The following is a 21,449-nucleotide window of genomic DNA, read 5'->3' on the forward strand; positions in this document are numbered from 1 at the left end:
AATCAGGCAGTATAAATTGTTATTTGGTTTTTTTCTCTAGTTTCTTTGCCGAAGTGACAATATAATCTTTCAAATCCTCCAGGTTTTTTTGGTTGAACGAATGATCTAAACTCTTTTCCGATTTCTTTTTTCGGAAAGTAGCTGTGGTAACGCCCATTGCTTTTGCGGCTACTTCAGCCTTCATGCCGAAGGTGTCTATTATTTTTTGTATTTCCTTCATAGGGTGAAAGAGAAACCCCTTTGAAGTTATCGCCGGGGACTCTCGAAGTTTTAAAATTTTACAAGATTATTTCTTACCATTTTTTTTGCACCATCTCTTCTACTGTAAGAAGTATCAAATTTATAAAGCACTTCTTCATAGTCACTAAGACTTTCTTTGTTGATCACTTTCTCTTGGACATCATTCATTTGTCTTTCAACTAATTCAACCTGATCAGTAAATTCTACAGGAAGAAGAGTTTCAGGATTGATTTCTACAACTTTAACTCCGTTGGTAGATTCAAATTTATTGCTTGCAAAATCTTCGGCGGCTTTTTGATCTTCCGCATTGAAGTCATAATTGATGTTTTTGATAGTTTCTGTGCTGTAAGTGGCTCTGTAAGTTTTCATAATCGAGAGTTTTAATTGGTTACTGTTTCAATTTCTATACTGCTAATATACGGTACAAAAACATACCGTGCAACAAAAAAGAAAACTTTAACTTTTACCACAGGTTATCCATGATTTTGATCTTTTCACAGGCTTCAGATTCTACGATGTGGACATAGATCATAGTTTCCGAAATTTTAGAATGGCCAAGGATCTTTTGGAGATCCTGGACCTTCCCCCCCATCCTCAGGAAGTTTGTGGCAAACGAATGCCTGGCCACGTGAAAGCTGATGTTTTTTTGAATCCCGCACAGTGTGGCCACAGTCTTGAGAACCCGGTTTATTTCTTCCGGCGTTGGAACCTGTACAAACAACCGGTCATCGTGATCAAGGATTTCCCTTAGTTTTTTTGAAATGCTGATCCATTGCCTTTTTTTTGATTTAACGCTGATGAACTGAAACATATCCTCCTCCAGCTGCTTTCGTTTTAATTGCTGAACATCGGAGATTCTTAGACCCGTAAAGCAGGCAAAAAGAAAATACCCGGCTGTGAGTCTATATCTCTCATTCATGAAGGGAGAAAAGAATAGTTGATGTATTTTTTTTATTTCCTCGGGTCTTAGATCGGTTCTGTGGCCACTCGTGCTCCCAATTTTTATATCATCGCTTGTAATGGGCATTCTTATACCTGTTTTCTTGGCTGCATTAATATATTTTTTGACTACAGCCATGTTAGACTCAATTGTGGTGGGCTCATTTCCAAGGGACTTGAAATGAGAACGCATTTTTAGAAGAAGAGATTCATCGATTTCTGTAAAGAAAATTCTCTCTCTCCAGTTCCTAAGTTTAGTTACTATAGATTTGTGTCTCCGCACGGTACCTTTGGCTAATATTTGTTTTTCCTGTTTGATCTGGTATTCCATGAAAGCCAGGAAATCAATTCGGGGAATACTATTTTGGAATTCCTGAATAAATTTTTCCATGGTTAACTGCTTTTCTGCCAGCCTGAACATTGTGCGAATGCCGGTGATCTTGGAATCAACGTTATCCAGGATAAGATTGATATCACGGGCCTTTAAGGAATCGCTCTTGAGGCGGGCCGTTTTTGGATCCCACAGATCTGCAGGGACGTAAATATCCAGGGGGATCCTTTCCCTTTGATAATTTTTTGTGACGTGCAGGTAGAGAAGAGATTCTCCTTCTGCATTCACATAATTTCTTTTTACAATTTTGGTTTTCATTTTTGACACAAACATTTTCTTTGTGTCAACCAGTGTGTCAAATACCTGATCTTGCAGCATAATTTTCACTTATTAAGGGGTTAAAAAAAACGCGGTATCTTGGGATAATCCCTGATACCGCGCCTTTTAATAAGTGTTGCTGCTAAGCCTAGTGACCCCGGAGGGATTCAAACCCCCAACCCTCAGAGCCGAAATCTGATGCGCTATTCAGTTGCGCCACGGGGCCTTTTAAGAAGGCGCAATTTACATAAATTCTTTAAACTGTAACAAGAAATTTACGCTCTTTCCATCTGAATTAAAGGTGTCAAAAATGCATTTTTTGAAAGGTATTTAATTGCATACTTCTGACTTTGTAATTCTAAAATCACACTTCTAATTTGCCAGCTTCTTCTTTACTATTGCCGATATGGTTTTACCATCGGCCCTTCCTGCAAGTTCTTTTGAAGCCATTCCCATTACTTTACCCATATCCTGCATGCCATTGGCACCAGATTCAGATATGATCTTATCCACCTCTACCTCAATTTCCTGTTCACTCATTTGTTCCGGAAGGAAACCTTCTATAACAGCCGCCTGGTCCAATTCGGGTTGAGCTAGATCTTCCCTTCCCTGCTCCTTATATATAGCCGCACTTTCTTTGCGCTGTTTTACGAGGCGCTGTAAGAGCTTTAATTCTTCATCTTCACTCAATCCATCTTTGCCCGAAGCATCTGTGCGAGCAAGTAAAATAGCACTTTTAACCGCTCTTAAAGCTTCTAGTTTATTGCTGTCTTTTGCTCGCATGGCATCTTTCATTTCGGCCATGACCTTGTCCTGTAAACTCATTGTATTTGGATTTTTTATTCGTTATGCGAAGATAAGGAAATCGGGCAGTGCAAACTCTTCTGAAATAAAAAAACCTTTCGTTCTGTATAAGCCCTTGGTTTTTGTCCTGCCACTCTAACCTCTCCTTATATTATTCCACTTGAAGATTTAAAAAAAGGCTCCCATACGCTCCAGGTCATCATTGATCAGGGTTCCGTAGAGGGTTCGGGCTTTAGCCACTGGAATGTGTCAGGTGTACTTGTGGGTGAAACTGTGCAGGAATAATCAGAAATGCGTTCGTTATTCTCACTTTCATTCCTGTCTGTCTAAATTGGGAGGTTAAAGAGCAACACATCAAAACCAAAAATCAACTTTCAGCAAATAAAAAACCCGAAGCCGGTATTGCCGCTTCGGGTTCTCATTTATAAAAGGACTTTCTTAATCTACATTGTCATGTAAAAAGGAATTATTTGTCCTAAACCTCAACTCATCATCATTGCCGCTTCCCAAAGTAGTGCGCGACAACTTTCCCTCTCCGGGTTCGGTGTGGTCAAGGTCTATACCCTGTCTTTTGTATGCAGGTTGTCTTTCATACTCGTCAACCTTACTTACGTTATTCCTGAACTTATAATTGAACTCCTTCATCTTGGCTCTTCTCTCGGCCGATCTTTTTATCAAATTTTCATTGATAGGAATATTAAAAGGATCTACGTCATCTTCGGGCGTCTCCTTATTTTCTTCGGGTGCAGGATTTCCTTTTGAAACAGGAGGCTGCACCGGTGCTGACTGACTCTTAAGTTTTGGCTCAGGTTGTGGCTGGGGCCTGCTCTTCTGCACAGGCTGAGAGCTCTTCAGCATTTCTTCCACCTGCATGTAATCCTGTAGCGAATATCGGGTCACCCCATTTTCAGTCTTTGCCTGTATCGCACTTTCCTTCTTTACAGAATTTTTTGCTTCAGTATCTTCAGAAAGCGTATGAATTATACGTTGTTCCTTTGCAGGTTCTTTATGCTCTCCTGGTGTAGGTTGTTCCTGTTGCGCCTTAGGCTCATTTCTTTCTTCTGAAGCATTGTTCTTAGGCATGTCAAAAGTAAACATGAACTGTTGCTCCTGCGGCTCTGGCTCAACAACCTCAGGTTCCGAAACCTCTACATCCCTTACGCTGTCAGTAATAATAAATTCAGGTGCTTCTTCAGGCTGAACTTCTTCGTACTCCACATGCATATCCCTTACAGCATTTGAAGGATGGTTAGTTTCGGGCTCTCCATCTATATCTTCATCTTCTAGTGATAGGGTGTGAACTATCTTATTTTCTTCTTCTGGCGCCGGGGCAGGCCCGTCGTAAACCGAAGATGTTTTCTTTGGAGAAAGCTCGTGCTCTGCCCTTTGCTCATCTTCAAGAGTGTGAATGATCTTCTTGGTTTCGGTATTTACAATATCATTTTGTTGCTCAATGTCGAAACCCGTAGCAATGATAGTTACAGAAATTGCATCATCAAGATTTTCATCTTCACCAACCCCCATGATGATGTTGGCACTGTGCCCGGCTTCTGCCTGAATATGATCTGAAATCTCCCCAATTTCATCAATAGTAATTTCTTCGGAACCGGAAATGATAAGCAGCAGCACATTTTTGGCACCTGTAATTTTATTATCGTTAAGCAGCGGTGAATCTAACGCCTTTGAAATAGCATCCTGGGCACGGTTTCCACCTGAAGCCTGTGCAGATCCCATAATGGCAGTTCCACTATTGCTAAGAACGGTCTTAGCATCCCGCAAGTCAATGTTTTGGGTATAGTGATGCGTAATTACTTCGGCTATTCCTCGAGAAGCTGTGGCCAAGACTTCATCGGCCTTAGAGAATCCTGCTTTGAATCCGAGATTTCCATATACTTCCCTTAGTTTATTATTGTTGATCACGATCAACGAGTCAACATGACTTCGCAGGTTTTCTACTCCCAGTTGTGCCTGCTCGTTTCTGGTCTTTCCTTCAAACAAAAAAGGACTGGTTACGATCCCCACCGTAAGTATCCCCATATCTTTTGCCTGTTTGGCAATGATTGGCGCAGCACCTGTTCCTGTACCACCGCCCATTCCTGCCGTGATAAATACCATTTTTGTGTTGGTATCCAAAAGGGCTCTTATTTCGTCAAAACTTTCCTCTGCTGCTTTGCGACCGACTTCAGGATCGGCACCTGCACCAAGGCCTTCTGTTTCTCTTACTCCCAACTGGATCTTGTTTGGAACAGGGCTATTTTCAAGAGCCTGTGCATCTGTATTACAAATGACAAAATCAACCCCTTTTATTCCCTGCTGAAACATGTGGTTTATCGCGTTGCTACCGCCTCCACCTACACCAATAACTTTTATGACGTTCGATTGATTCTTGGGGAGATCGAATGTGATGTTTCCGAATTCTGTGCTGCTCATAAATTCTTTTTTACTGGTTTTCTACTTCTTTTATTCTTTTTCATAGTTATTTCCTCGCCGATCTACTCGGCGTTGTCTAAAAAATCCTTGAATTTTTCAAACCATTTTTCAAATATTGTTCTGCGGGGCTGGCTTATGGTAACCGGCTCTTCCCGCTCTTCTGGCTCCTCTTGCGGCACTGCTGTAGGCGTAGCTCCAGAGGCTACTTCTTCCTGCTCGTCTTCTTCGTTTACATGGTGCCTGCTGTTAATCTCGAGGCTGTTCAATACCAACCCAACTGCAGTGGCAAAAACAGGACTTGTAGTCTCGCTGTCACTATCTCCTGCCAGGTGCTCGTTTGGATAACCTATTCTCGTGTCCATCCCGGTAATGTACTCTACCAGCTGTTTTATATGCTTTAACTGGGCACCGCCTCCGGTTAGTACAATCCCGGCGATAAGTTTTTTCTTCTGCTCTTCGTGACCGTAGTTCTTGATCTCCAGGTAAACCTGTTCAATGATTTCCACAACCCGTGCATGAATGATCTTAGAAAGGTTCTTTAAAGTAATCTCTTTTGGTTCCCTGCCTCTCAGGCCAGGGATAGAAACAATCTCGTTATCTTTATTTTCACCCGGCCAGGCCGAACCAAATTTCACTTTCAGCAGCTCTGCCTGCTTTTCAATGATAGAGCAACCTTCTTTGATATCTTCAGTAATAACTCCGCCACCAAAAGGGATTACAGCGGTATGCCTGATTATTCCGTCTTTAAAGATGGCTAAATCTGTAGTTCCACCTCCTATATCGACTAAAGCCACACCGGCTTCTTTTTCTTCCTGACTTAGTACTGCATTTGCCGATGCCAAAGGCTCTAAAGTAACTGCCGAAAGCTCCAATCCCGAACTTTTCACACACCTGCCCACATTCCTAATCGATGATACCTGGCCAACTACTACATGGAAGTTAGCTTCCAGTCTTCCGCCATACATTCCAATAGGTTCTTTAATCTCTGCCTGCCCGTCAACTTTAAATTCCTGCGGAAGCACGTGAATAATCTCTTCTCCCGGAAGCATAACCAGCTTGTGCACCTGGTTACATAAAGTTTCAATATCCGAAGCGTCTATCACTTCATCGGGGTTGGGGCGCGTAATATAATCGCTGTGTTGTAAACTGCGAATGTGCTGGCCGGCAATACCCACCACCACATCTTTTATCTTCATGCCGCTATCGGCCTCTGCCTCCTGTATGGCCTGCTGTATAGATTGTATAGTTTGAGTAATGTTATTTACAACTCCACGATGAACCCCAAGGCTTTTTGCCTTGCCTATACCAATGATCTCCATTTTACCGTAATCATTCTTACGGCCTATCATGGCTACAATCTTAGTAGTACCAATGTCTAATCCTACTGCGATGTCGTTCTGTTCCATACCTTACTTTTTAGTGCATACAACCTGATTACCAAATTGTAGATCCACTTTTTTATATGCGTCAAGCTTTTTATCCTTAAGTGCCTTTTGATAAAAAGCTTTAAAATTTTTAAACTTCAATTCAATGTCTTTCACTTCGCCAAAAACCACCTCAAAATCAAGTCGCCTTAAATGTATCTCGTACTTCCCTTTTGGCTGGCGGTTAATACCCGTCACGTGCTGCGTAAGAAACTCATCGGCATTAATAAAGGCCATAAGCGGATGCAATTCTTCCAGCTGCTCATCTTTTACCCCGGTCACCAGGGGCACCCTTGCCGAATAGTACTGTGACAGTGGCATCATCAACCCCTGCCTGTCGAGGTAGAACGGTGCACTGGCCATTACCCTTGCCAAAGGCTGCCTCTGGGTGATCTCTACCCCCATCTTTCCGTCAATAGTGAGGAACACTTCAGCATTCTCAACCATATCATGCGATTCGAGCAAAGTTTCGACCCTACTCAAATCTAAAGTTTCTTTACCTATACTTCTGGGTCTCACCTCATTTTGTATTAACAATTTATTAACCGCTTCTTCAGTGAGATACAGATTTTCGCTGTTCGTAAAATGCAGATTAACTTCGGAAAGAACCCGCGCGTGATTGCGCTTTTCGGCGAATGCAAATAAAAAGAACACTACGCCAATGAGCAAGAATGTTTTTATGTAATTCCAATTAATTTTCACCACTCAGTTCTTTACGTATTTTCTCTACTTCTTCCCCTATATCACCGGCTCCCATAAGCACCACTACCTCAGCTTTTTTAGCTTTAATTACTTCGGAAAGATCCTCCTTTTGAACCAGCTCTTTTTTGTCATTTTTGATCATCTTCAGAAGCCATTCTGAAGAAATTCCATCAATTGGCTTTTCCCTCGCCGGATAAATATCCATCAGCAGCAGCTCATCAAAGAGATTTAAGCTGTCTGCAAAGCCTTCAGCAAAGTCTCTTGTACGGCTGAAGAGGTGTGGCTGAAATACTGCCAAAACACGTTTCCCCGGATGCATTTCCTGCACCGCCTGGTGTACTGCAGCGATCTCGGCCGGGTGATGTGCATAATCATCAATTAATACCAGGTCAGTACGTTTAATTCGGTACGAAAAACGCCGTTGCACGCCTTTAAAAGAAGCCAAAGCTGTGGCAAGGAACTCGGGGGGGGCACCGTATTCCATTGCCATAGCCAAAGCTGTAACTGCATTCTGTAAATTATGTTTCCCCGGAAGGCTCAATTCAAAGCCTGTGTAGGTTCTTTCTTTTGTTCTTAAATCGAAGTGATAACTGCCATTTTTGACACCTATGTTCACGGCAGCTATATCTGCATCGTCGTTTACGCCTACAGATGTCCCTTTTAGAGGCAGCCCGTTAGCGTAAAACAGCTTCCTATCTGTGGGTACCAGGGCTGCAAAGGCATTAAAAGACTCTTTTATTTGAGAATCTTCCCCATAGATATCAAGATGGTCGGCATCCATTGAAGTAATTGCTGCAATATTGGGTGCAAGCTTCAAAAAAGACCTGTCAAACTCGTCGGCTTCCACTACCATAGCTTGGTCTCCGTCGAGAATGAGGTTGGAGTGATAGTTCTCGGCTATACCTCCCAAAAATGCCGTTATCGAGCTGCCTGTTACCTTGAGCAAATGGGCCAGCATACTGCTGGTAGTGGTTTTTCCATGAGTTCCGGCAACAGCAAGGGTAAAATGCCCTTTTGTGAGGTTCCCCAGTACAGCAGCACGTTTCTCCATGGTATAACCATCGGCTGCGAAGTGCAGGTACTGCGCATGATCTAGCGGAATAGCTGGCGTATAAACGATAAGCGATTGTTTATCTTCTAAAATGGCATCTGGAAGATCTTCAACTTTGGGGGAAGTGATCACCTCTATACCCTCTTTTTGAAGTTCACGGGTGAGCTGTGTTTCAGTTTTATCAAACCCTGAAACATTTTTCCCCCGGGCACTAAAATACCGGGCAAGAGCACTCATCCCGATCCCGCCGATACCTATAAAATAGATGTTTTGTATGTTATCGTAGTGCCCCATTTATGGCCAGGTTGTCAATAATTTTTCAACTTCATTTACAATGTTGGCAGTTGCATTCGGCTTTTCCAGCTTCTTGATGTTCTTCCCGAGATTTCGCATCTTTTCATCAGATTGTACCAATGGAAAGAAGATCGACCTGAATCCCTGCTCCAGGTGACTTTCAGAAAGGATCACTGCAGCATCTTTTTCGGCTACTGCCATAGCGTTCTTAGTTTGATGGTCTTCGGCCACATTAGGTGACGGAATAAAGACCACTGGTTTGCCAACAATACACAGCTCAGACACCGTACCGGCACCAGCGCGTGAGATGATCACATCTGCCGCGGCATAAGCCAGGTCCATCCTCTTTAAAAAGGCAAAAGTCTGGATGTTTTCAAGTTCTGCATATTTGCTGTAATCTTCAAAATATAAAGTTCCGGTTTGCCACAATACCTGTAGGTTGTGTTTTTCAAATTCCTTCAGGTTGTCTTCTACCAGTTGGTTTATCTTTCTTGCACCAAGGCTTCCTCCCAAAACGAGCACCGTCTTCCTTGAGGGATCAATTCCGAAGAAATCCTGAGCCTCTTTCCTCTTTTCATCAACCTTCAGCAAATCCTGGCGTACAGGATTTCCTGTAAGCACGATCTTTTCTTCAGGAAAAAACCTGCCCATATCTGGATATGCAGTGCAAATAGTATTGGCTCCTTTTGCAAGAAGTTTATTGGTGATCCCCGGATAGGAATTCTGCTCCTGTATCAACGTGGGGATATTCTCCCTATTTGCCATTTGCAGTAAAGGGCCACTGGCAAAACCGCCAGTACCAATCACTACATTGGGTTTAAATTTTTTAATAATATCGCGAGACCTCCACAGGCTCTTTACAAGTTTCACCGGGAATAGCAGGTTTTTGGCGGTAATACGTCGCTGTAAACCGCTTATCCAAAGCCCCTCGATTTCATAACCGGCCTCGGGTACTTTTTGCATTTCCATTTTATCCTGTGCCCCAACAAAAAGGATCTCGCAGGAAGGGTATCGCAACCTGAGTTCATTGGCAATAGAAATTGCCGGAAATATATGTCCTCCCGTTCCGCCACCCGATATGATCACTCTCAATTGTTTTTTCATATTGCCTCACTTAATATTTCCAACGGATTGTCTTCATCCGCTTTGGTTTCCTGTTCTATTTGTTCCAGCTCCTCTTCCCGCTTGGCGCTTACACTTAACACCATCCCCAGGGCAAGGCAGGTCATCCAGATAGAAGAACCCCCGCTACTTATGAGCGGCAGGGTTTGCCCCGTCACAGGAAATAATTCTACCGCAACTGCCATATTCACCAACGCCTGAAAAACTATGGGCAGGCCTACCCCAATCACCAGTAATTTCCCAAATACAGTATTGGCTTTTGTAGCCACAATAATTATTCTAAAAAAGAGCAGCAAATAAGCAAACATGACCCCAATACCCCCAATCAATCCCATCTCTTCGACGATAATGGCATAAATAAAATCTGAAGAAGATTGCGGAAGAAAATTTCGTTGGACGCTTTTTCCTATTCCCTGACCGGTCACTCCCCCACTTGCAATAGCTATTTTGGCTTTTTCAATTTGATAATCGGCTTCGGTGACCTCATCATTAGTAAAACTTTCCACCCGGCTTATCCAGGTATCTACCCGGTTGGGAAACAGCCCGGGAAAAGCCTTGGCAGTTAAAATAAAGATACCCAGCATAACAACTCCCACCCCTATGATACCCAAAAGATACTTCCAGGGATACCCTCCAATAAAGGTGACCAGAAGAACCATGAGAAATAGTATAGCGGTTGTGGAAAAGTTGGCGGGCAAAATGAGCCCCATCACAACAGCCACGGGCAACCAAAGCGGAAGAATGGTCTGTTTAAAAGTATATGTCTTGTCCTTGACTCTTGCCATATACTTGGCTACGTAGGTCAACAAAACTACCGAAGCCAGTGTAGAAGGCTGAAAGGTCTTATTAAGAATAGGAATATTGATCCACCGGCTGGCGTTGGCACCGTCTATTACCACTCCCTGTGATACTGTAAACAGCAACAAGAGAATTAACAGCGGCAGCGTAATGATTGACAGGCCTACAAAGTAGTGGTAAGGCACTTTGTGCACAAAGAACATAATGACAAACCCAAGGAATAAATGGATAAAATGGCTCACCAGGTAAGGCAGCGTGCTGCCGTCACCGTAAAGGTAAGCCAGGTTGCTACTTGCACTGTACACCGGCAGAAACGAAAAAATCGCCAGCAGTGCAGCCGCAGCCCAGATTGTTTTATCTCCTTTTACCCTTGAAAAAAATCCTGTCATTTTCCCCTTTTTGACACTTTAGTTGTTATAAATTCCTAACGGCTTCCTTGAATTGTCTTCCCCTGTCTTCATAGTTTTCAAATAGATCAAAACTTGCACAGGCCGGTGAAAGCAGTACCGCATCTCCTTTTTCTGCCAATTTGTAAGCCTGCTGTACAGCATCTTCCATAGACCTGGTTTCTAGAATAGTATCAACGCAGTTCCCAAATGCATTAATTATGGGCTCGTTATTGATCCCCAGGCATACAATAGCCTTAACTTTCTCATTGACCAAAGGCAACAGCTCGGCATATTCATTGCCTTTATCTACACCTCCAACAATCCAGATAGTCTCAGATTCCATACTCTCAAGCGCGTAGTAAGTAGCATTTACGTTAGTAGCTTTAGAATCATTAATGTATTGTACACTATTTATTTTAAGCACCTTTTCAAGCCGGTGTTCTACCCCTTGAAAACTCTCCATGCTCTGTCTTATGGTCTCTTTTCTAATGCGTAGTAATTGTGCAACTGTTGCTGCGGCCATCGCATTCTTGGCATTATGTTTTCCTTCTATGGTTAAATTGGATGTTGACATGGTCATTTCTGAATTATCTGTACGAATAATAAGTTGTTCATCTTTTATAAAAGCTCCTTTTTCCAGTTCCTCCCGAAGGGAAAAAGGCAATTTCTGAGATAGTATCGGGTTTTCCTGGAGCCACTTCATGATCACAGGATCGTCTGCGTCATAGATGAAATAGTCTTTTTCTGTCTGATTCTTTACAATTCTGAATTTACTGGCTATGTACTGGTTAAAGTCATGCCGGTAACGGTCCAGATGATCTGGTGTTATATTGGTTAATACCGCAATGTGCGGCTTAAAATCTTCAATCCCATCAAGCTGAAAGCTGCTTAGTTCAAGCACGTAGTGATCTGCATCGGTTTCGGCCACCTGTTTGGCAAAACTCTGCCCAACGTTACCTGCCATTCCTACATTGAGACCGCCATTTTTCAAAAGATGATGGGTTAGCTTTGTAGTTGTGGTTTTGCCATTACTTCCTGTAATTCCCACCAAAACAGCGCTGGTATAAGTGTAGGCAAACTCGATTTCAGAAATTACGGGAATTCCTTTTCCTCTAAGCCGGCTGACGAGGGGGGCATCGTCAGGTATCCCCGGACTTTTCATTACTAAATGAGCTTCAAATATTTTTTCTTCGGAATGCTGTTCTTCCTCCCACTCAATCTCATGTTCATCAAGCTGGGCTTTAAAGTTGTCTTTAATTTTCCCTTTATCTGAAACAAATATGCGGAAACCCTCCTTCTTGCCCAGGATAGCCGTACCCACACCGCTCTCGCCTGCGCCAAGAATGACCAGTAGATTTCGTTCTATGTTTTTAGCTCCTTTAGACATTATCGAATTTTTAGGGTTACAATGGTGACAATCGCCAGGAAGATCCCAATGATCCAGAACCTTACAACAATTTTACTTTCATGAAATCCGGCTTTTTGAAAGTGATGATGCAAAGGTGACATGAGAAAGATCCTCCTGCCTTCGCCGTACTTCTTTCGGGTATATTTAAACCAGCCCACCTGCATTACTACAGAGAGGTTTTCAATCAAAAACACCCCGCAAAGGATAGGAATAAGCAGTTCTTTTCTTGTGGCCAGGGCAATTACCGCGATAATTCCTCCAATGGTCAAACTTCCGGTATCTCCCATAAAAACCTGGGCAGGAAAAGTATTATACCAAAGGAATCCTACCAATGCTCCTGCAAAAGCCGAAATATATATTGTCATTTCCCCTGTCCTGGGAATGTACATCACGTTAAGATAATCGGAGAAAATGATGTTTCCCGAAACCCATGCAAAAATACCCAGGGCGAGCACAATGATCACCGAAGTTCCTGCTGCAAGTCCATCAATTCCATCGGTGAGATTGGCCCCGTTTGAAACCGCGGTCACAATAAAAATCACAATGGGAATAAAGATCAACCAGGCGTACTTAGCATATTCAGGATTAATCCAGGTAATTAGGCTGGCGTAATCAAACTCATTGTTCTTCACGAACGGAATAGTGGTCTTCGTAGATTTTTCTTCCACAGAAGTAGTGACAGGATTTTCAGCTGAAGAGATCAATTCCACCGCCTCTGTATTTCCAGGTAACTGCGGATTTTCATTTATGGTAATATCGGGATGAAAGTAAATAGTTGCACCTACTATCACACCAAGCCCCACCTGGCCTACTACCTTAAATATGCCTTTTAACCCCGCTTTGTCTTTGCGGAAGGTCTTTATATAATCATCCAGAAACCCAATGGTACCCATCCAGAGGGTAGTTACAATTAAAAGGATGACGTAAATATTGTCCAGCTTGGCCACCAGCAGCACAGGTATGAGCGTGGAAATAATAATGATGATCCCACCCATGGTTGGCGTACCGGCTTTCTGGCTTTGACCTGCCAGCCCCAGGTCCCTTACGCTCTCGCCTATCTGTTTCTTCTGAAGGAAATTGATGATCCTTTTTCCGTGTATGGTCGATATCCCTAAAGACAAAATAATAGCCACAGCCGATCTAAAGGAGATATACTGGTAAAGTCTCTCCCCGGGAAAGGTATAGGCATCTTCAAGATATTCGAACAGATGGTATAACATATTCTTTTGCTTCTTCTCCTGGAGAAATTATTTTTTTAACTCGTTTAAATATTCACTTACAATCTTGAAATCATCAAAATCTTTCCTCACGCCATTGATCTCCTGATAGGTTTCATGACCTTTCCCGGCAATTAAAATGATGTCATTTTTGTTTGCCAGCTGGCAGGCTGTCTTTATGGCCTGTAACCTATTGGTGACCGACATTACCTTTTTGAAGTGCTGTGGCTCTACTCCTGCCTCCACTTCTTCGATGATCTTATCGGGGTCTTCGGTACGCGGATTATCGCTTGTAAAAACCACTTTAGTGCTCAATGTCGAGGCAATATGCCCCATTTTTGGCCTTTTTGAGCGGTCACGATCTCCGCCGCAGCCCACAACAGTAATTAATTCCTCATTTTTTGTCCTGATGCTGTTAATGGTATCGAGCACATTCTGCAAGGCATCGGGCGTATGAGCGTAATCTACAATAGCAGTGATCTTCCCTTCGGAAATATGATATTGAAAACGACCACTAACCGCATTGAGCTCACTGATGTACTTCAGGCTTTCCAGAGTGGTTAATCCAAGTAATTCTGAAGCTGCGTAAATAGCAAGAATATTATAGGCATTGAAGTTCCCAATCAATTTGGTCCAAACCTCCTGCTCATTGATCTTCAGCAGCATTCCGCCGAAACCATTTTCAAGGATCTGAGCCTTATAATCGGCTACCGATTTTAGCGCATAGGTATATTTCTTCGCTTTTGTATTCTGCAGCATCACCCTTCCATTCTTGTCATCTCCATTGGTAAGGGCAAACGCCGAAGCAGGAAGCTGGTCAAAAAAGGTCTTTTTGACATCCCTGTATTCGGCAAAAGTCTTGTGGTAATCGAGATGCTCGTGGGTGAGGTTTGTAAAAATTCCACCGGCAAACTTCAATCCGGTAGTGCGGTGCTGTGCAATGCCATGAGAACTTACTTCCATATAACAGAACTCCACACCGGCCTCATTCATCTTTTGCAGATATGAGTTGATGGTAAGGGAATCTGGGGTGGTATGGGTTGCAGGAAATTTCTCTTCTCCCACCATGACATTTACTGTAGAAAGCAATCCAACTTTGAACCCTGCTTTTGTGAACAGTTGGTACAGGAGAGAAGCAACAGTAGTCTTTCCGTTAGTACCGGTTACCCCCACCAGCTTCAGGTTTTCTGATGGATTTCCGTAGAAATTATCGGCCATAAACGCCAGTGCTTCCTGGGAATTCTTAACTTTCACATAAGTAATCCCGTTGATCACGTTCCCTGGCATTTCTTCACAAATCACGGCCAGCGCCCCCTGCTCTACTGCTTTCTCTAGATAGGCATGTCCATCGGTTTGCGTTCCGCGTATTGCCACAAAAACATCATTGAAACCCACTTTTCGGGAATCAAAATGAATGTCGTTTACAGCAATGTTGGTGTTCCCAACCACTGCCTCAAGAGAAACCCTGTATAATATGTCTTTTAAATAAATCAACTCAATTTTAATTTTATGGTAATATTTTCAGCAATGCTTGTTCCCGGCTTAACTGATTGCTGACTCACCTCTCCGTTTCCGGATAATTCAAATTTCACCCCCAGGTTCTCCAAAAGAGAAATCGCATCCATGGCGGGCATTCCTCTTAGATCGGGCATCACTTTCCCCGAGTTCCTGGCGGTGGCAAAATATTTTTCGTAATTCTTCTCAATAGCCGGATCAACCAGCTCCAGCGTTTCAAACTCATCGAGCACAGGCGTATCAGTAAAGATCTTTTGGGCAATCCTTTTAAAAACAGGTCCGCTAACATCGGCACCGTAGTACCCGGTTTTATTGTTAGGCTTATGAATCACCACAATGCACGAATACTTCGGATTTTTTACCGGAAAGAATCCGACGAATGATGAGATATACTGCGGATCTTGCGCCCAGCCTTCTTTCCAGTACTCTGTTTGCGCAGTTCCCGTTTTACCTGCCATAGAAAAATTAGGGTCGTAAAGACTCTTTCCGGTACCTCTTTCCACCACATTTTTAAGCAAATCGGTTACTTTAGCCACTGTTTCAGGGCTGCATATTTGAGGGTCTATTACCTTCTTCTCAAACTTCTCTATGGTTTTATCCCACTCCTTTACTTCTTTAATAAAGCGTGGCTTCACCATTTCACCACCGTTAGCTATGGCATTGTAAAAAGTGAGGGTTTGCAGCGGGGTGATTTGAATACTCCCATATCCATAAGCCATCCATGGCAGGGATAAACCACTCCAGGTCTTGTCTCCGGGTGTAGGGATATAAGGTGTACCTTCTCCTTTAATTGCAAGGCCAAGACCTTCATCAAGGTGCATGGCTTTTAGTTTGTCTACAAACTTCCCGGGCTGATCTTTATAATTTTCATAAATAAGTTTCACGATCCCCACATTCGAAGAAACCTCGAAGGCCTTCCCTGCCGAGATTTTCCCGTAACCCCCGTGTTTGGAATCGCGTACTCTTCTTCGGTAAATGATCATCTGCCCCTTCTCTGTATCTACCACCGTGCTGGTATCAATCACCTTATCTTCCAAAGCCACGATCATAGACATCAGCTTAAAGGTAGAGCCCGGTTCATGAGCTTCCCCTACTGCGTAGTTCAGCTTCTCAAAATAACTACCTTTAGAAGTACGCCCCAGGTTTGAAATAGCTTTGATCTCGCCGGTTTCGGTTTCCATTACCACTACAGAACCGTGGTCGGCTTCATATTTTTCGAGCTGCTTCAGTAAAGCGTGATGGGCGATGTCCTGAATTTTGACATCTATGGTAGAAATAAGATCATATCCATCTTTTGGCTCCACTTCATTATTGTCGCTAATAGGCTTCCATTGGCCTTTTGCGATTCGCTGCTTAAGGCGCCTACCTTCCTTACCTCTAAGGTATGGCCCAAAAGCGCCTTCAAGACCCACACGAGTATAGTACCCGCTGTCGTCCTGCCGCTCATAGCCCACAGTACGTTCGGCCATTTTCCCTAAAGGATGCTCCCGCACTGTTCTCTGTTCCACAATAATTCCGCCCCGGTTTGAACCCAGTTTAAACATGGGGAAATTCTTTACCTTAATATATTCTGAATAACCCAGGTTGCGTGCAATGAGCAGATACCTGTGCTTATTAGCCCGTGCCGAACGCAGTTTTCTCGCCCAGCGCGAAGAAGATTCTCCAAACATTTTGGCTAATTCTTCGGCCAGAGGACCAACATTCTCCTGAAAGTTCTTATCTGAAACAGTAACCGCATCAAACCTAATATCGTACTTGGGAATGGATGTAGCCAGCAAATTGCCGTTTACATCATAGAGATTACCGCGGTTTGCAGGAATAACAAAATTCCGGTAAGTGCGCTGTTCGGCCATCTTCCGGTAATTATCCCCCTCAACGATCTGTATATTGAGAAGCTTAAAGCCCACAGCAACAGCGAGCAGGAACATAAAACCTGCCACAACATAGATGCGGTAAAGTATGTGCTTCTCGGTAGTCGCCATTACTCTTTTTCTTTAACTATAATCTTGGTAGGTGGCACATCAGAAGGTTTAATTCCCTTTTGCACCATTCTTCCTGTAATTGTTGATTCCATTTTAAGCTTCATGAGGTTAGACCTGCCGTCAAGAAAAGCTGTTCTCAACTCCAGCACCTCATCATTAAGCCTTGCGATCTCATGTACTTTTTGCTCTGCACTGTGAGAGCTGCCAATCATAAAAATGGCCAGCACGGTACAAAAAAGTATAAAACGCCAATTATTAAAGGCGTCGTTACTAATAAGGAATTTCCCTTTCAGGATGTTATATAAGCTCTCTTTCATTCCGCTATTCTTTCAGCTATTCTCAATCTTGCACTTCGCGCCCTGTTATTCTCCTTAATTTCTTCGGAAGAAGGCACTATCATTTTTCCCACTTTTTGAAACGGAACTGAAATATTTCCGTAGAAATCTTTTTCCGGCTCCCCTTCAAACATGCCGCTTCTTATGTATCTTTTTACCAGCCTGTCTTCTAAAGAATGATAGCTGATAAGGCTTATCCTGCCCCCGGGATTCAATAAGGTCTCGGTTTGAAGTAAAAATTCTTTAAGCACCTCTATCTCCTGGTTCACCTCTATTCTTATAGCCTGGTACACCTGGGCCAGCACTTTATGCTCACGCCCCACAGGCAAAAAAGGATGCAATATCTCTTTCAATCTTTCACTGGTTACGATCTCTCCCTCCTTACGGGCAGAGATTATTGTGCGGGCTATTTTTGGCGCACTTCTTAATTCTCCATAATTAAAGAGCACTGCCTGCAGCTCCTTTTCTTCATAGTTATTAACCACATCAAAAGCACTAAGCGTACTGTTCTGGTTCATTCTCATATCGAGATTTGACTCAAATCGCGTAGAAAATCCGCGTTCGGCTACGTCAAACTGATGAGAGGAAACGCCAAAATCCCCCAGAATACCATCTACTTTCTTCACATTATAGAATCGCAGAAACCGCTTTATAAACCTGAAGTTTTCGTTGATAAGCGCAAATCTTTCGTCTTCAATTTTATTCGCCAAAGCATCCTGATCCTGATCAAAAGCAAAAAGCTTTCCCTGCGGACCCAATCTTTTAAGGATCTCGCGGGAATGCCCGCCACCACCAAAAGTCACGTCCACATAAATTCCCGAAGGCTGAATATTCAAACCATCTACACTCTCCTTAAGCAATACAGGATTATGATAAGCCATTTCCTTCTACACTTTTATTACCCATTACACGTTCGGCGAGTTCCGCAAATTCTTCAGGCGGCGTATCTATAGCTTTCTCATACTCTTCCTTATCCCAAATTTCTATGGTATCAATTGGAGAAGTGATCACCACTTCTTTATTGATCCCCGCAATGCGAATAAGGTCTTTTGGAATGAGAAGCCGCCCGTTGGTATCCACTTCTACAATTTTAACACCTGCCGTAAATTTTCTTATAAAATCCATATTCTCTTTGACGAACCTGTTAAGCTTCCCTACCTCCTGCATTACCTCGGTCCAGCGTTGCATGGGATAGAGCTCCAAACAGTTTCCAAAGAGGGAACGTTTAAGCACAAAACCGTCCTGAATGATGGGTACAAGCTGCTTTTTCATAGGCGCCGGGACCATCAAACGGCCCTTCGCATCTACTTTGCATTCGTATGTACCAATGAGATTTACCACTCCTCCAGTTTATGATTCAAATATATTGAAATTTAAACCACATTTTACCACATTTTACCACATTGTTGATAAATTTTCCCCTTCTGCCCACTTAAGCACCTGTTAAACCAACTACTTGAAGCAGTTTTAGTTGTAAGAAGAATTTGTTAAAAAATTTTTGATTTTTTTTAGGGGTTAACCGGGAAAAATGTGAAAATTGAACCATTGAAAATTATGGCAGCTTCTGCAAAATCGATATACTTGTAGGGAAATCATTATATTTGCGAAGCTAACAGCAAAGGCATCAATGGAAAATAATCTAAGGGAAGAAGGAAAATTTAGTTATGTGGAGGAAGGTGAAGGAACACCAATAATAATTCTCCACGGTTTAATGGGAGGATTGAGCAACTTTGAAGGTGTCCTTGATTTTTTCCCGAAACAGGGATATAAAGTTATTCTACTGAAGTTACCCCTGTACGAATTATCCCTCTTAAAGACGAGTGTTGCAACCTTTGCCAAGTACCTGAAGGAATTTATCGATCACAAGAATTATTCGAAAGTCGTTCTTTTAGGAAATTCCCTTGGCGGGCATATCGCATTACTTTGTACCAAACTTTATCCTGAATCTATAAAAGCACTGGTAATTACCGGAAGTTCTGGCCTCTACGAGAGCGCAATGGGCGAAAGCTACCCAAAAAGGGGAGATTACGAGTACATCAGGAAAAAAGCCGAAAATGTTTTTTACGATCCAAAAGTAGCAACAAAAGAAATTGTTGATGACGTTTTTGAAACGGTAAACGACCGTAATAAATTGATCAAAACTTTGGCTATTGCCAAGAGTGCCATTCGCCATAATATGTCTAAAGACCTTCCAAAAATGCAAACTCCCACCTGCATTATTTGGGGCCGCAATGACAATGTTACTCCTCCCGAAGTCGCCGAAGATTTTCATCGCCTGCTACCCGATTCAGACCTTTACTGGATAGAAAAATGTGGCCATGCAGCCATGATGGAACATCCCGATGCTTTCAACGAGATCCTCTTTAGGTGGTTCACTACCCGAAAATACTAAAACTACCTTATGAAGATCAAATCGGCCGAATTTGTGATCAGCAATTCCGATGTTTCCAAATGTCCGGAAAGTAAGCTGCCCGAATATGCTTTTATTGGCCGCAGTAATGTTGGGAAATCTTCCCTCATCAATGCTTTAACCAATAGAAAAGATCTCGCAAAGACTTCAGGCAGACCTGGAAAAACGCAGCTTATCAACCATTTCCTGATCAACCAGAGCTGGTTTCTGGTAGATTTACCCGGTTATGGATATGCCCGCGTATCAAAATCGGCTAAAAAGACCTTTCAAAAGTTTATCACCCAGTACTTTGAGAAACGCGAACAAATGCTTTGCGCTTTTGTGCTCATAGACAGTCGCCATAAACCACAGGCTATAGACATGGAATTTATGACCTGGCTGGGCGAGCACCAAATTCCCTTTTGCATCATCTTTACCAAAGCCGATAAATTAAAACCCAATGCCCTGAAGCGCAACATTCAAAATTACCAGGAAGAAATGCTGCAGGTGTGGGAAGAAATGCCGCAGTACTTCGTGACCTCTTCGGCAAATGGCCTGGGAAGTGAAGAAGTTTTGGGATACATCCAGAACATCAACGACAATCTTCAGAAATAAGTACTCAAAATGCCTTTTTAAAAAGGTGACTTTTTTGCCACAGATGCACAGATGATTTCTTTTCTAATATTCGTTCCTACTGAAATGTTCAACTAAGTTGTTAGACCATTTTTTTCTGAAAAAGGTCTAAAAACGTCTTTTTTGAAGGATAAATTTTCTGCCACGAATTCACGAATGATCTCTTCTGAAGAAGCTGTTCACTCTATATACTCGACCAAGAGTATTAGTCTTGTTTTTCCTGAAGAAGGTTCGGAAAATGTCATTAAAAACAGTTTCTAAAAAATGTCATTTTTAAAATGTCATTTTTTAGAAGAATCTCAGCCACAGATGCACAGATAATTTCTTTTCTAATTCTCGCTCCTTCTGAAATGTTAAGACCAAACTGTAAAAACCATTTTCTGAATAATGTTCTGAAAATGTCATTATTGGAGGGTGATTTTTCTGCTACGAATAATTTCTTCTGAACAACCTGTTTACTCTGATCTCAACCAAACGTCTTAGTGGTTTTTCTGAAAAAGGTTCTGAAAGTGTCACTTTGGAAAGAATTTCAGCCACAGATGCACAGATAATTTCTTTTCTAAAAACTCATTCCTTCTGAAATGCTAAGACAAAACTGTAAGAACCATTTTCCGAATAATGTACTACCCGACGAAACCTGTTAATCAGGTATTCTGAAAAGGGTCTGAAAATATCATTTTTGAAGGATGATTTTTCGGCCACGAATGCACGAATAATTTCTTCTAAAAACCTGCTTACTCTGATCTCACCCAAACGTCTTAGTGTTTTTTTTGAAAAAGGTTCTGAAAGTGTCACTTTTGGAAAGAATTTCAGTCACAGATACACAGATAATTTCTTTTCTAATCCTTGTGCCTTCTGAAATGCTCAACCAAACTTATTTGTCCATTCTCCCCGAAAAAGGTTCTGAAAATGTCATTTCTGAAGGGTGACTTTTTTGCCACGAATTCACGAATGATCTCTTCTGAAGAACCTGCTTACTCGGATACCTCACCCAAACCTGTTAATCATGTTTTCTGAAAATGCCCTTTTTGAAGGATAACTTTTCTGCCAAGAATTCACGAATAATCTCTTTCCAAAAAATTCTGCATACAACTGCCTACTGCTCTGAAGCACTGATCACTGAATACT

The 21,449-nt window shown here is 42.4% G+C and carries 20 protein-coding genes, 1 tRNA gene and 1 pseudogene; 4 read left to right on the forward strand and 18 right to left on the reverse strand.

The features are described from left to right. Positions 1-19 precede the first annotated feature (19 nt). From ACQ93I_RS09150 to ACQ93I_RS09170, 5 genes are all read right to left on the reverse strand, one after another. A complete protein-coding gene (locus ACQ93I_RS09150; protein WP_431698235.1) occupies positions 20-220 on the reverse strand; it encodes a hypothetical protein in 201 nt (66 codons plus the stop codon). 50 nt (positions 221-270) lie between these two features. Next, positions 271-609: a hypothetical protein gene (locus tag ACQ93I_RS09155; RefSeq protein WP_431698236.1), complete on the reverse strand. Its 339-nt coding sequence runs from the start codon at positions 607-609 to the stop codon at positions 271-273. Between the two features lie 94 nt (positions 610-703). Beyond that, positions 704-1,888: a tyrosine-type recombinase/integrase gene (locus tag ACQ93I_RS09160; protein WP_431698237.1), complete on the reverse strand. Its 1,185-nt coding sequence runs from the start codon at positions 1,886-1,888 to the stop codon at positions 704-706. A gap of 92 nt (positions 1,889-1,980) precedes the next feature. Next, positions 1,981-2,054, reverse strand: a tRNA-Arg gene (locus tag ACQ93I_RS09165). Positions 2,055-2,200: 146 nt separating this feature from the next. Beyond that, on the reverse strand, positions 2,201-2,653 hold the full coding sequence (locus ACQ93I_RS09170; RefSeq protein ID WP_266069238.1) for a GatB/YqeY domain-containing protein: 453 nt from the start codon (positions 2,651-2,653) through the stop codon (positions 2,201-2,203). 108 nt (positions 2,654-2,761) lie between these two features. On the opposite strand from ACQ93I_RS09170, the pseudogene ACQ93I_RS09175 reads away from it, so the two are divergent. Then, a pseudogene (locus ACQ93I_RS09175) lies at positions 2,762-2,917 on the forward strand (peptide-N-glycosidase F-related protein); the annotation flags it as partial. A 153-nt stretch (positions 2,918-3,070) separates the two neighbouring features. Here ACQ93I_RS09175 and ftsZ read toward each other — a convergent pair. From ftsZ to mraZ, 13 genes are all read right to left on the reverse strand, one after another. Next, positions 3,071-5,062, reverse strand: a complete 1,992-nt coding sequence (gene ftsZ, locus ACQ93I_RS09180; protein WP_266069239.1) for a cell division protein FtsZ — start codon at positions 5,060-5,062, stop codon at positions 3,071-3,073. A gap of 62 nt (positions 5,063-5,124) precedes the next feature. Beyond that, complete coding sequence (gene ftsA / locus ACQ93I_RS09185) at positions 5,125-6,468, reverse strand: cell division protein FtsA (protein ID WP_266069240.1); 1,344 nt, start codon at positions 6,466-6,468, stop codon at positions 5,125-5,127. Between the two features lie 3 nt (positions 6,469-6,471). After that, on the reverse strand, positions 6,472-7,191 hold the full coding sequence (locus ACQ93I_RS09190) for a cell division protein FtsQ/DivIB (RefSeq protein ID WP_431698238.1): 720 nt from the start codon (positions 7,189-7,191) through the stop codon (positions 6,472-6,474). Further along, positions 7,178-8,533 carry a UDP-N-acetylmuramate--L-alanine ligase gene (gene murC, locus ACQ93I_RS09195; RefSeq protein ID WP_431698239.1) on the reverse strand — a complete coding sequence of 452 codons (1,356 nt, stop codon included), beginning with the start codon at positions 8,531-8,533 and terminating at the stop codon, positions 7,178-7,180. The genes ACQ93I_RS09190 and murC overlap by 14 nt, the downstream gene beginning before the upstream one ends. Further along, positions 8,534-9,637 carry an undecaprenyldiphospho-muramoylpentapeptide beta-N-acetylglucosaminyltransferase gene (gene murG / locus ACQ93I_RS09200; RefSeq protein ID WP_431698240.1) on the reverse strand — a complete coding sequence of 368 codons (1,104 nt, stop codon included), beginning with the start codon at positions 9,635-9,637 and terminating at the stop codon, positions 8,534-8,536. It abuts the gene before it with no gap. Then, complete coding sequence (locus tag ACQ93I_RS09205) at positions 9,634-10,842, reverse strand: FtsW/RodA/SpoVE family cell cycle protein (protein ID WP_345599243.1); 1,209 nt, start codon at positions 10,840-10,842, stop codon at positions 9,634-9,636. The genes murG and ACQ93I_RS09205 overlap by 4 nt, the downstream gene beginning before the upstream one ends. A gap of 25 nt (positions 10,843-10,867) precedes the next feature. After that, positions 10,868-12,229, reverse strand: a complete 1,362-nt coding sequence (gene murD / locus ACQ93I_RS09210; RefSeq protein WP_431698241.1) for a UDP-N-acetylmuramoyl-L-alanine--D-glutamate ligase — start codon at positions 12,227-12,229, stop codon at positions 10,868-10,870. Then, a complete protein-coding gene (mraY, locus tag ACQ93I_RS09215; protein ID WP_431698242.1) occupies positions 12,229-13,470 on the reverse strand; it encodes a phospho-N-acetylmuramoyl-pentapeptide-transferase in 1,242 nt (413 codons plus the stop codon). The genes murD and mraY overlap by 1 nt, the downstream gene beginning before the upstream one ends. A 27-nt stretch (positions 13,471-13,497) precedes the next feature. Then, positions 13,498-14,961: a UDP-N-acetylmuramoyl-L-alanyl-D-glutamate--2,6-diaminopimelate ligase gene (locus tag ACQ93I_RS09220; protein WP_431698243.1), complete on the reverse strand. Its 1,464-nt coding sequence runs from the start codon at positions 14,959-14,961 to the stop codon at positions 13,498-13,500. Next, a complete protein-coding gene (locus tag ACQ93I_RS09225) occupies positions 14,958-16,964 on the reverse strand; it encodes a penicillin-binding protein (RefSeq protein WP_431698244.1) in 2,007 nt (668 codons plus the stop codon). The genes ACQ93I_RS09220 and ACQ93I_RS09225 overlap by 4 nt, the downstream gene beginning before the upstream one ends. Next, positions 16,964-17,281: an FtsL-like putative cell division protein gene (locus ACQ93I_RS09230; RefSeq protein WP_431698245.1), complete on the reverse strand. Its 318-nt coding sequence runs from the start codon at positions 17,279-17,281 to the stop codon at positions 16,964-16,966. Before ACQ93I_RS09230 ends, ACQ93I_RS09225 begins: the two co-directional genes overlap by 1 nt. After that, a complete protein-coding gene (rsmH, locus tag ACQ93I_RS09235) occupies positions 17,278-18,180 on the reverse strand; it encodes a 16S rRNA (cytosine(1402)-N(4))-methyltransferase RsmH (RefSeq protein WP_431698246.1) in 903 nt (300 codons plus the stop codon). Before rsmH ends, ACQ93I_RS09230 begins: the two co-directional genes overlap by 4 nt. Then, positions 18,167-18,640 carry a division/cell wall cluster transcriptional repressor MraZ gene (gene mraZ, locus ACQ93I_RS09240; RefSeq protein WP_423819752.1) on the reverse strand — a complete coding sequence of 158 codons (474 nt, stop codon included), beginning with the start codon at positions 18,638-18,640 and terminating at the stop codon, positions 18,167-18,169. The genes rsmH and mraZ overlap by 14 nt, the downstream gene beginning before the upstream one ends. Positions 18,641-18,926: 286 nt before the next feature. Here mraZ and ACQ93I_RS09245 point away from each other — a divergent pair, with 286 nt between their 5' ends. The 3 genes from ACQ93I_RS09245 (at position 18,927) to ACQ93I_RS09255 (ending at position 20,582) form a co-directional block, all read left to right on the forward strand. Then, positions 18,927-19,691: an alpha/beta fold hydrolase gene (locus ACQ93I_RS09245; RefSeq protein ID WP_431698247.1), complete on the forward strand. Its 765-nt coding sequence runs from the start codon at positions 18,927-18,929 to the stop codon at positions 19,689-19,691. A 9-nt stretch (positions 19,692-19,700) separates the two neighbouring features. Then, entirely contained in the window at positions 19,701-20,303 is a 603-nt protein-coding gene (gene yihA, locus ACQ93I_RS09250; protein ID WP_431698248.1) for a ribosome biogenesis GTP-binding protein YihA/YsxC, read from the forward strand. A gap of 141 nt (positions 20,304-20,444) precedes the next feature. Next, positions 20,445-20,582, forward strand: a complete 138-nt coding sequence (locus tag ACQ93I_RS09255; protein WP_431698249.1) for a hypothetical protein — start codon at positions 20,445-20,447, stop codon at positions 20,580-20,582. Positions 20,583-21,449 lie beyond the last annotated feature (867 nt).

Source organism: Salinimicrobium sp. WS361 (assembly GCF_050750585.1).
GTDB lineage: Bacteria > Bacteroidota > Bacteroidia > Flavobacteriales > Flavobacteriaceae > Salinimicrobium.

What these genes read in the sequence shown, in the direction of transcription:
- mraY (WP_431698242.1), bottom strand. Translation starts at nt 13,470, where the DNA reads ATGTTATACCATCTGTTCGAATATCTTGAAGATGCCTATACCTTTCCC.
- ACQ93I_RS09170 (WP_266069238.1), bottom strand. Translation starts at nt 2,653, where the DNA reads ATGAGTTTACAGGACAAGGTCATGGCCGAAATGAAAGATGCCATGCGA.
- yihA (WP_431698248.1), top strand. Translation starts at nt 19,701, where the DNA reads ATGAAGATCAAATCGGCCGAATTTGTGATCAGCAATTCCGATGTTTCC.
- ACQ93I_RS09205 (WP_345599243.1), bottom strand. Translation starts at nt 10,842, where the DNA reads ATGACAGGATTTTTTTCAAGGGTAAAAGGAGATAAAACAATCTGGGCT.
- ftsA (WP_266069240.1), bottom strand. Translation starts at nt 6,468, where the DNA reads ATGGAACAGAACGACATCGCAGTAGGATTAGACATTGGTACTACTAAG.
- ACQ93I_RS09225 (WP_431698244.1), bottom strand. Translation starts at nt 16,964, where the DNA reads ATGGCGACTACCGAGAAGCACATACTTTACCGCATCTATGTTGTGGCA.
- ACQ93I_RS09155 (WP_431698236.1), bottom strand. Translation starts at nt 609, where the DNA reads ATGAAAACTTACAGAGCCACTTACAGCACAGAAACTATCAAAAACATC.
- ACQ93I_RS09245 (WP_431698247.1), top strand. Translation starts at nt 18,927, where the DNA reads ATGGAAAATAATCTAAGGGAAGAAGGAAAATTTAGTTATGTGGAGGAA.
- ACQ93I_RS09230 (WP_431698245.1), bottom strand. Translation starts at nt 17,281, where the DNA reads ATGAAAGAGAGCTTATATAACATCCTGAAAGGGAAATTCCTTATTAGT.
- murC (WP_431698239.1), bottom strand. Translation starts at nt 8,533, where the DNA reads ATGGGGCACTACGATAACATACAAAACATCTATTTTATAGGTATCGGC.
- ACQ93I_RS09160 (WP_431698237.1), bottom strand. Translation starts at nt 1,888, where the DNA reads ATGCTGCAAGATCAGGTATTTGACACACTGGTTGACACAAAGAAAATG.
- murG (WP_431698240.1), bottom strand. Translation starts at nt 9,637, where the DNA reads ATGAAAAAACAATTGAGAGTGATCATATCGGGTGGCGGAACGGGAGGA.
- ftsZ (WP_266069239.1), bottom strand. Translation starts at nt 5,062, where the DNA reads ATGAGCAGCACAGAATTCGGAAACATCACATTCGATCTCCCCAAGAAT.
- murD (WP_431698241.1), bottom strand. Translation starts at nt 12,229, where the DNA reads ATGTCTAAAGGAGCTAAAAACATAGAACGAAATCTACTGGTCATTCTT.
- rsmH (WP_431698246.1), bottom strand. Translation starts at nt 18,180, where the DNA reads ATGGCTTATCATAATCCTGTATTGCTTAAGGAGAGTGTAGATGGTTTG.
- ACQ93I_RS09150 (WP_431698235.1), bottom strand. Translation starts at nt 220, where the DNA reads ATGAAGGAAATACAAAAAATAATAGACACCTTCGGCATGAAGGCTGAA.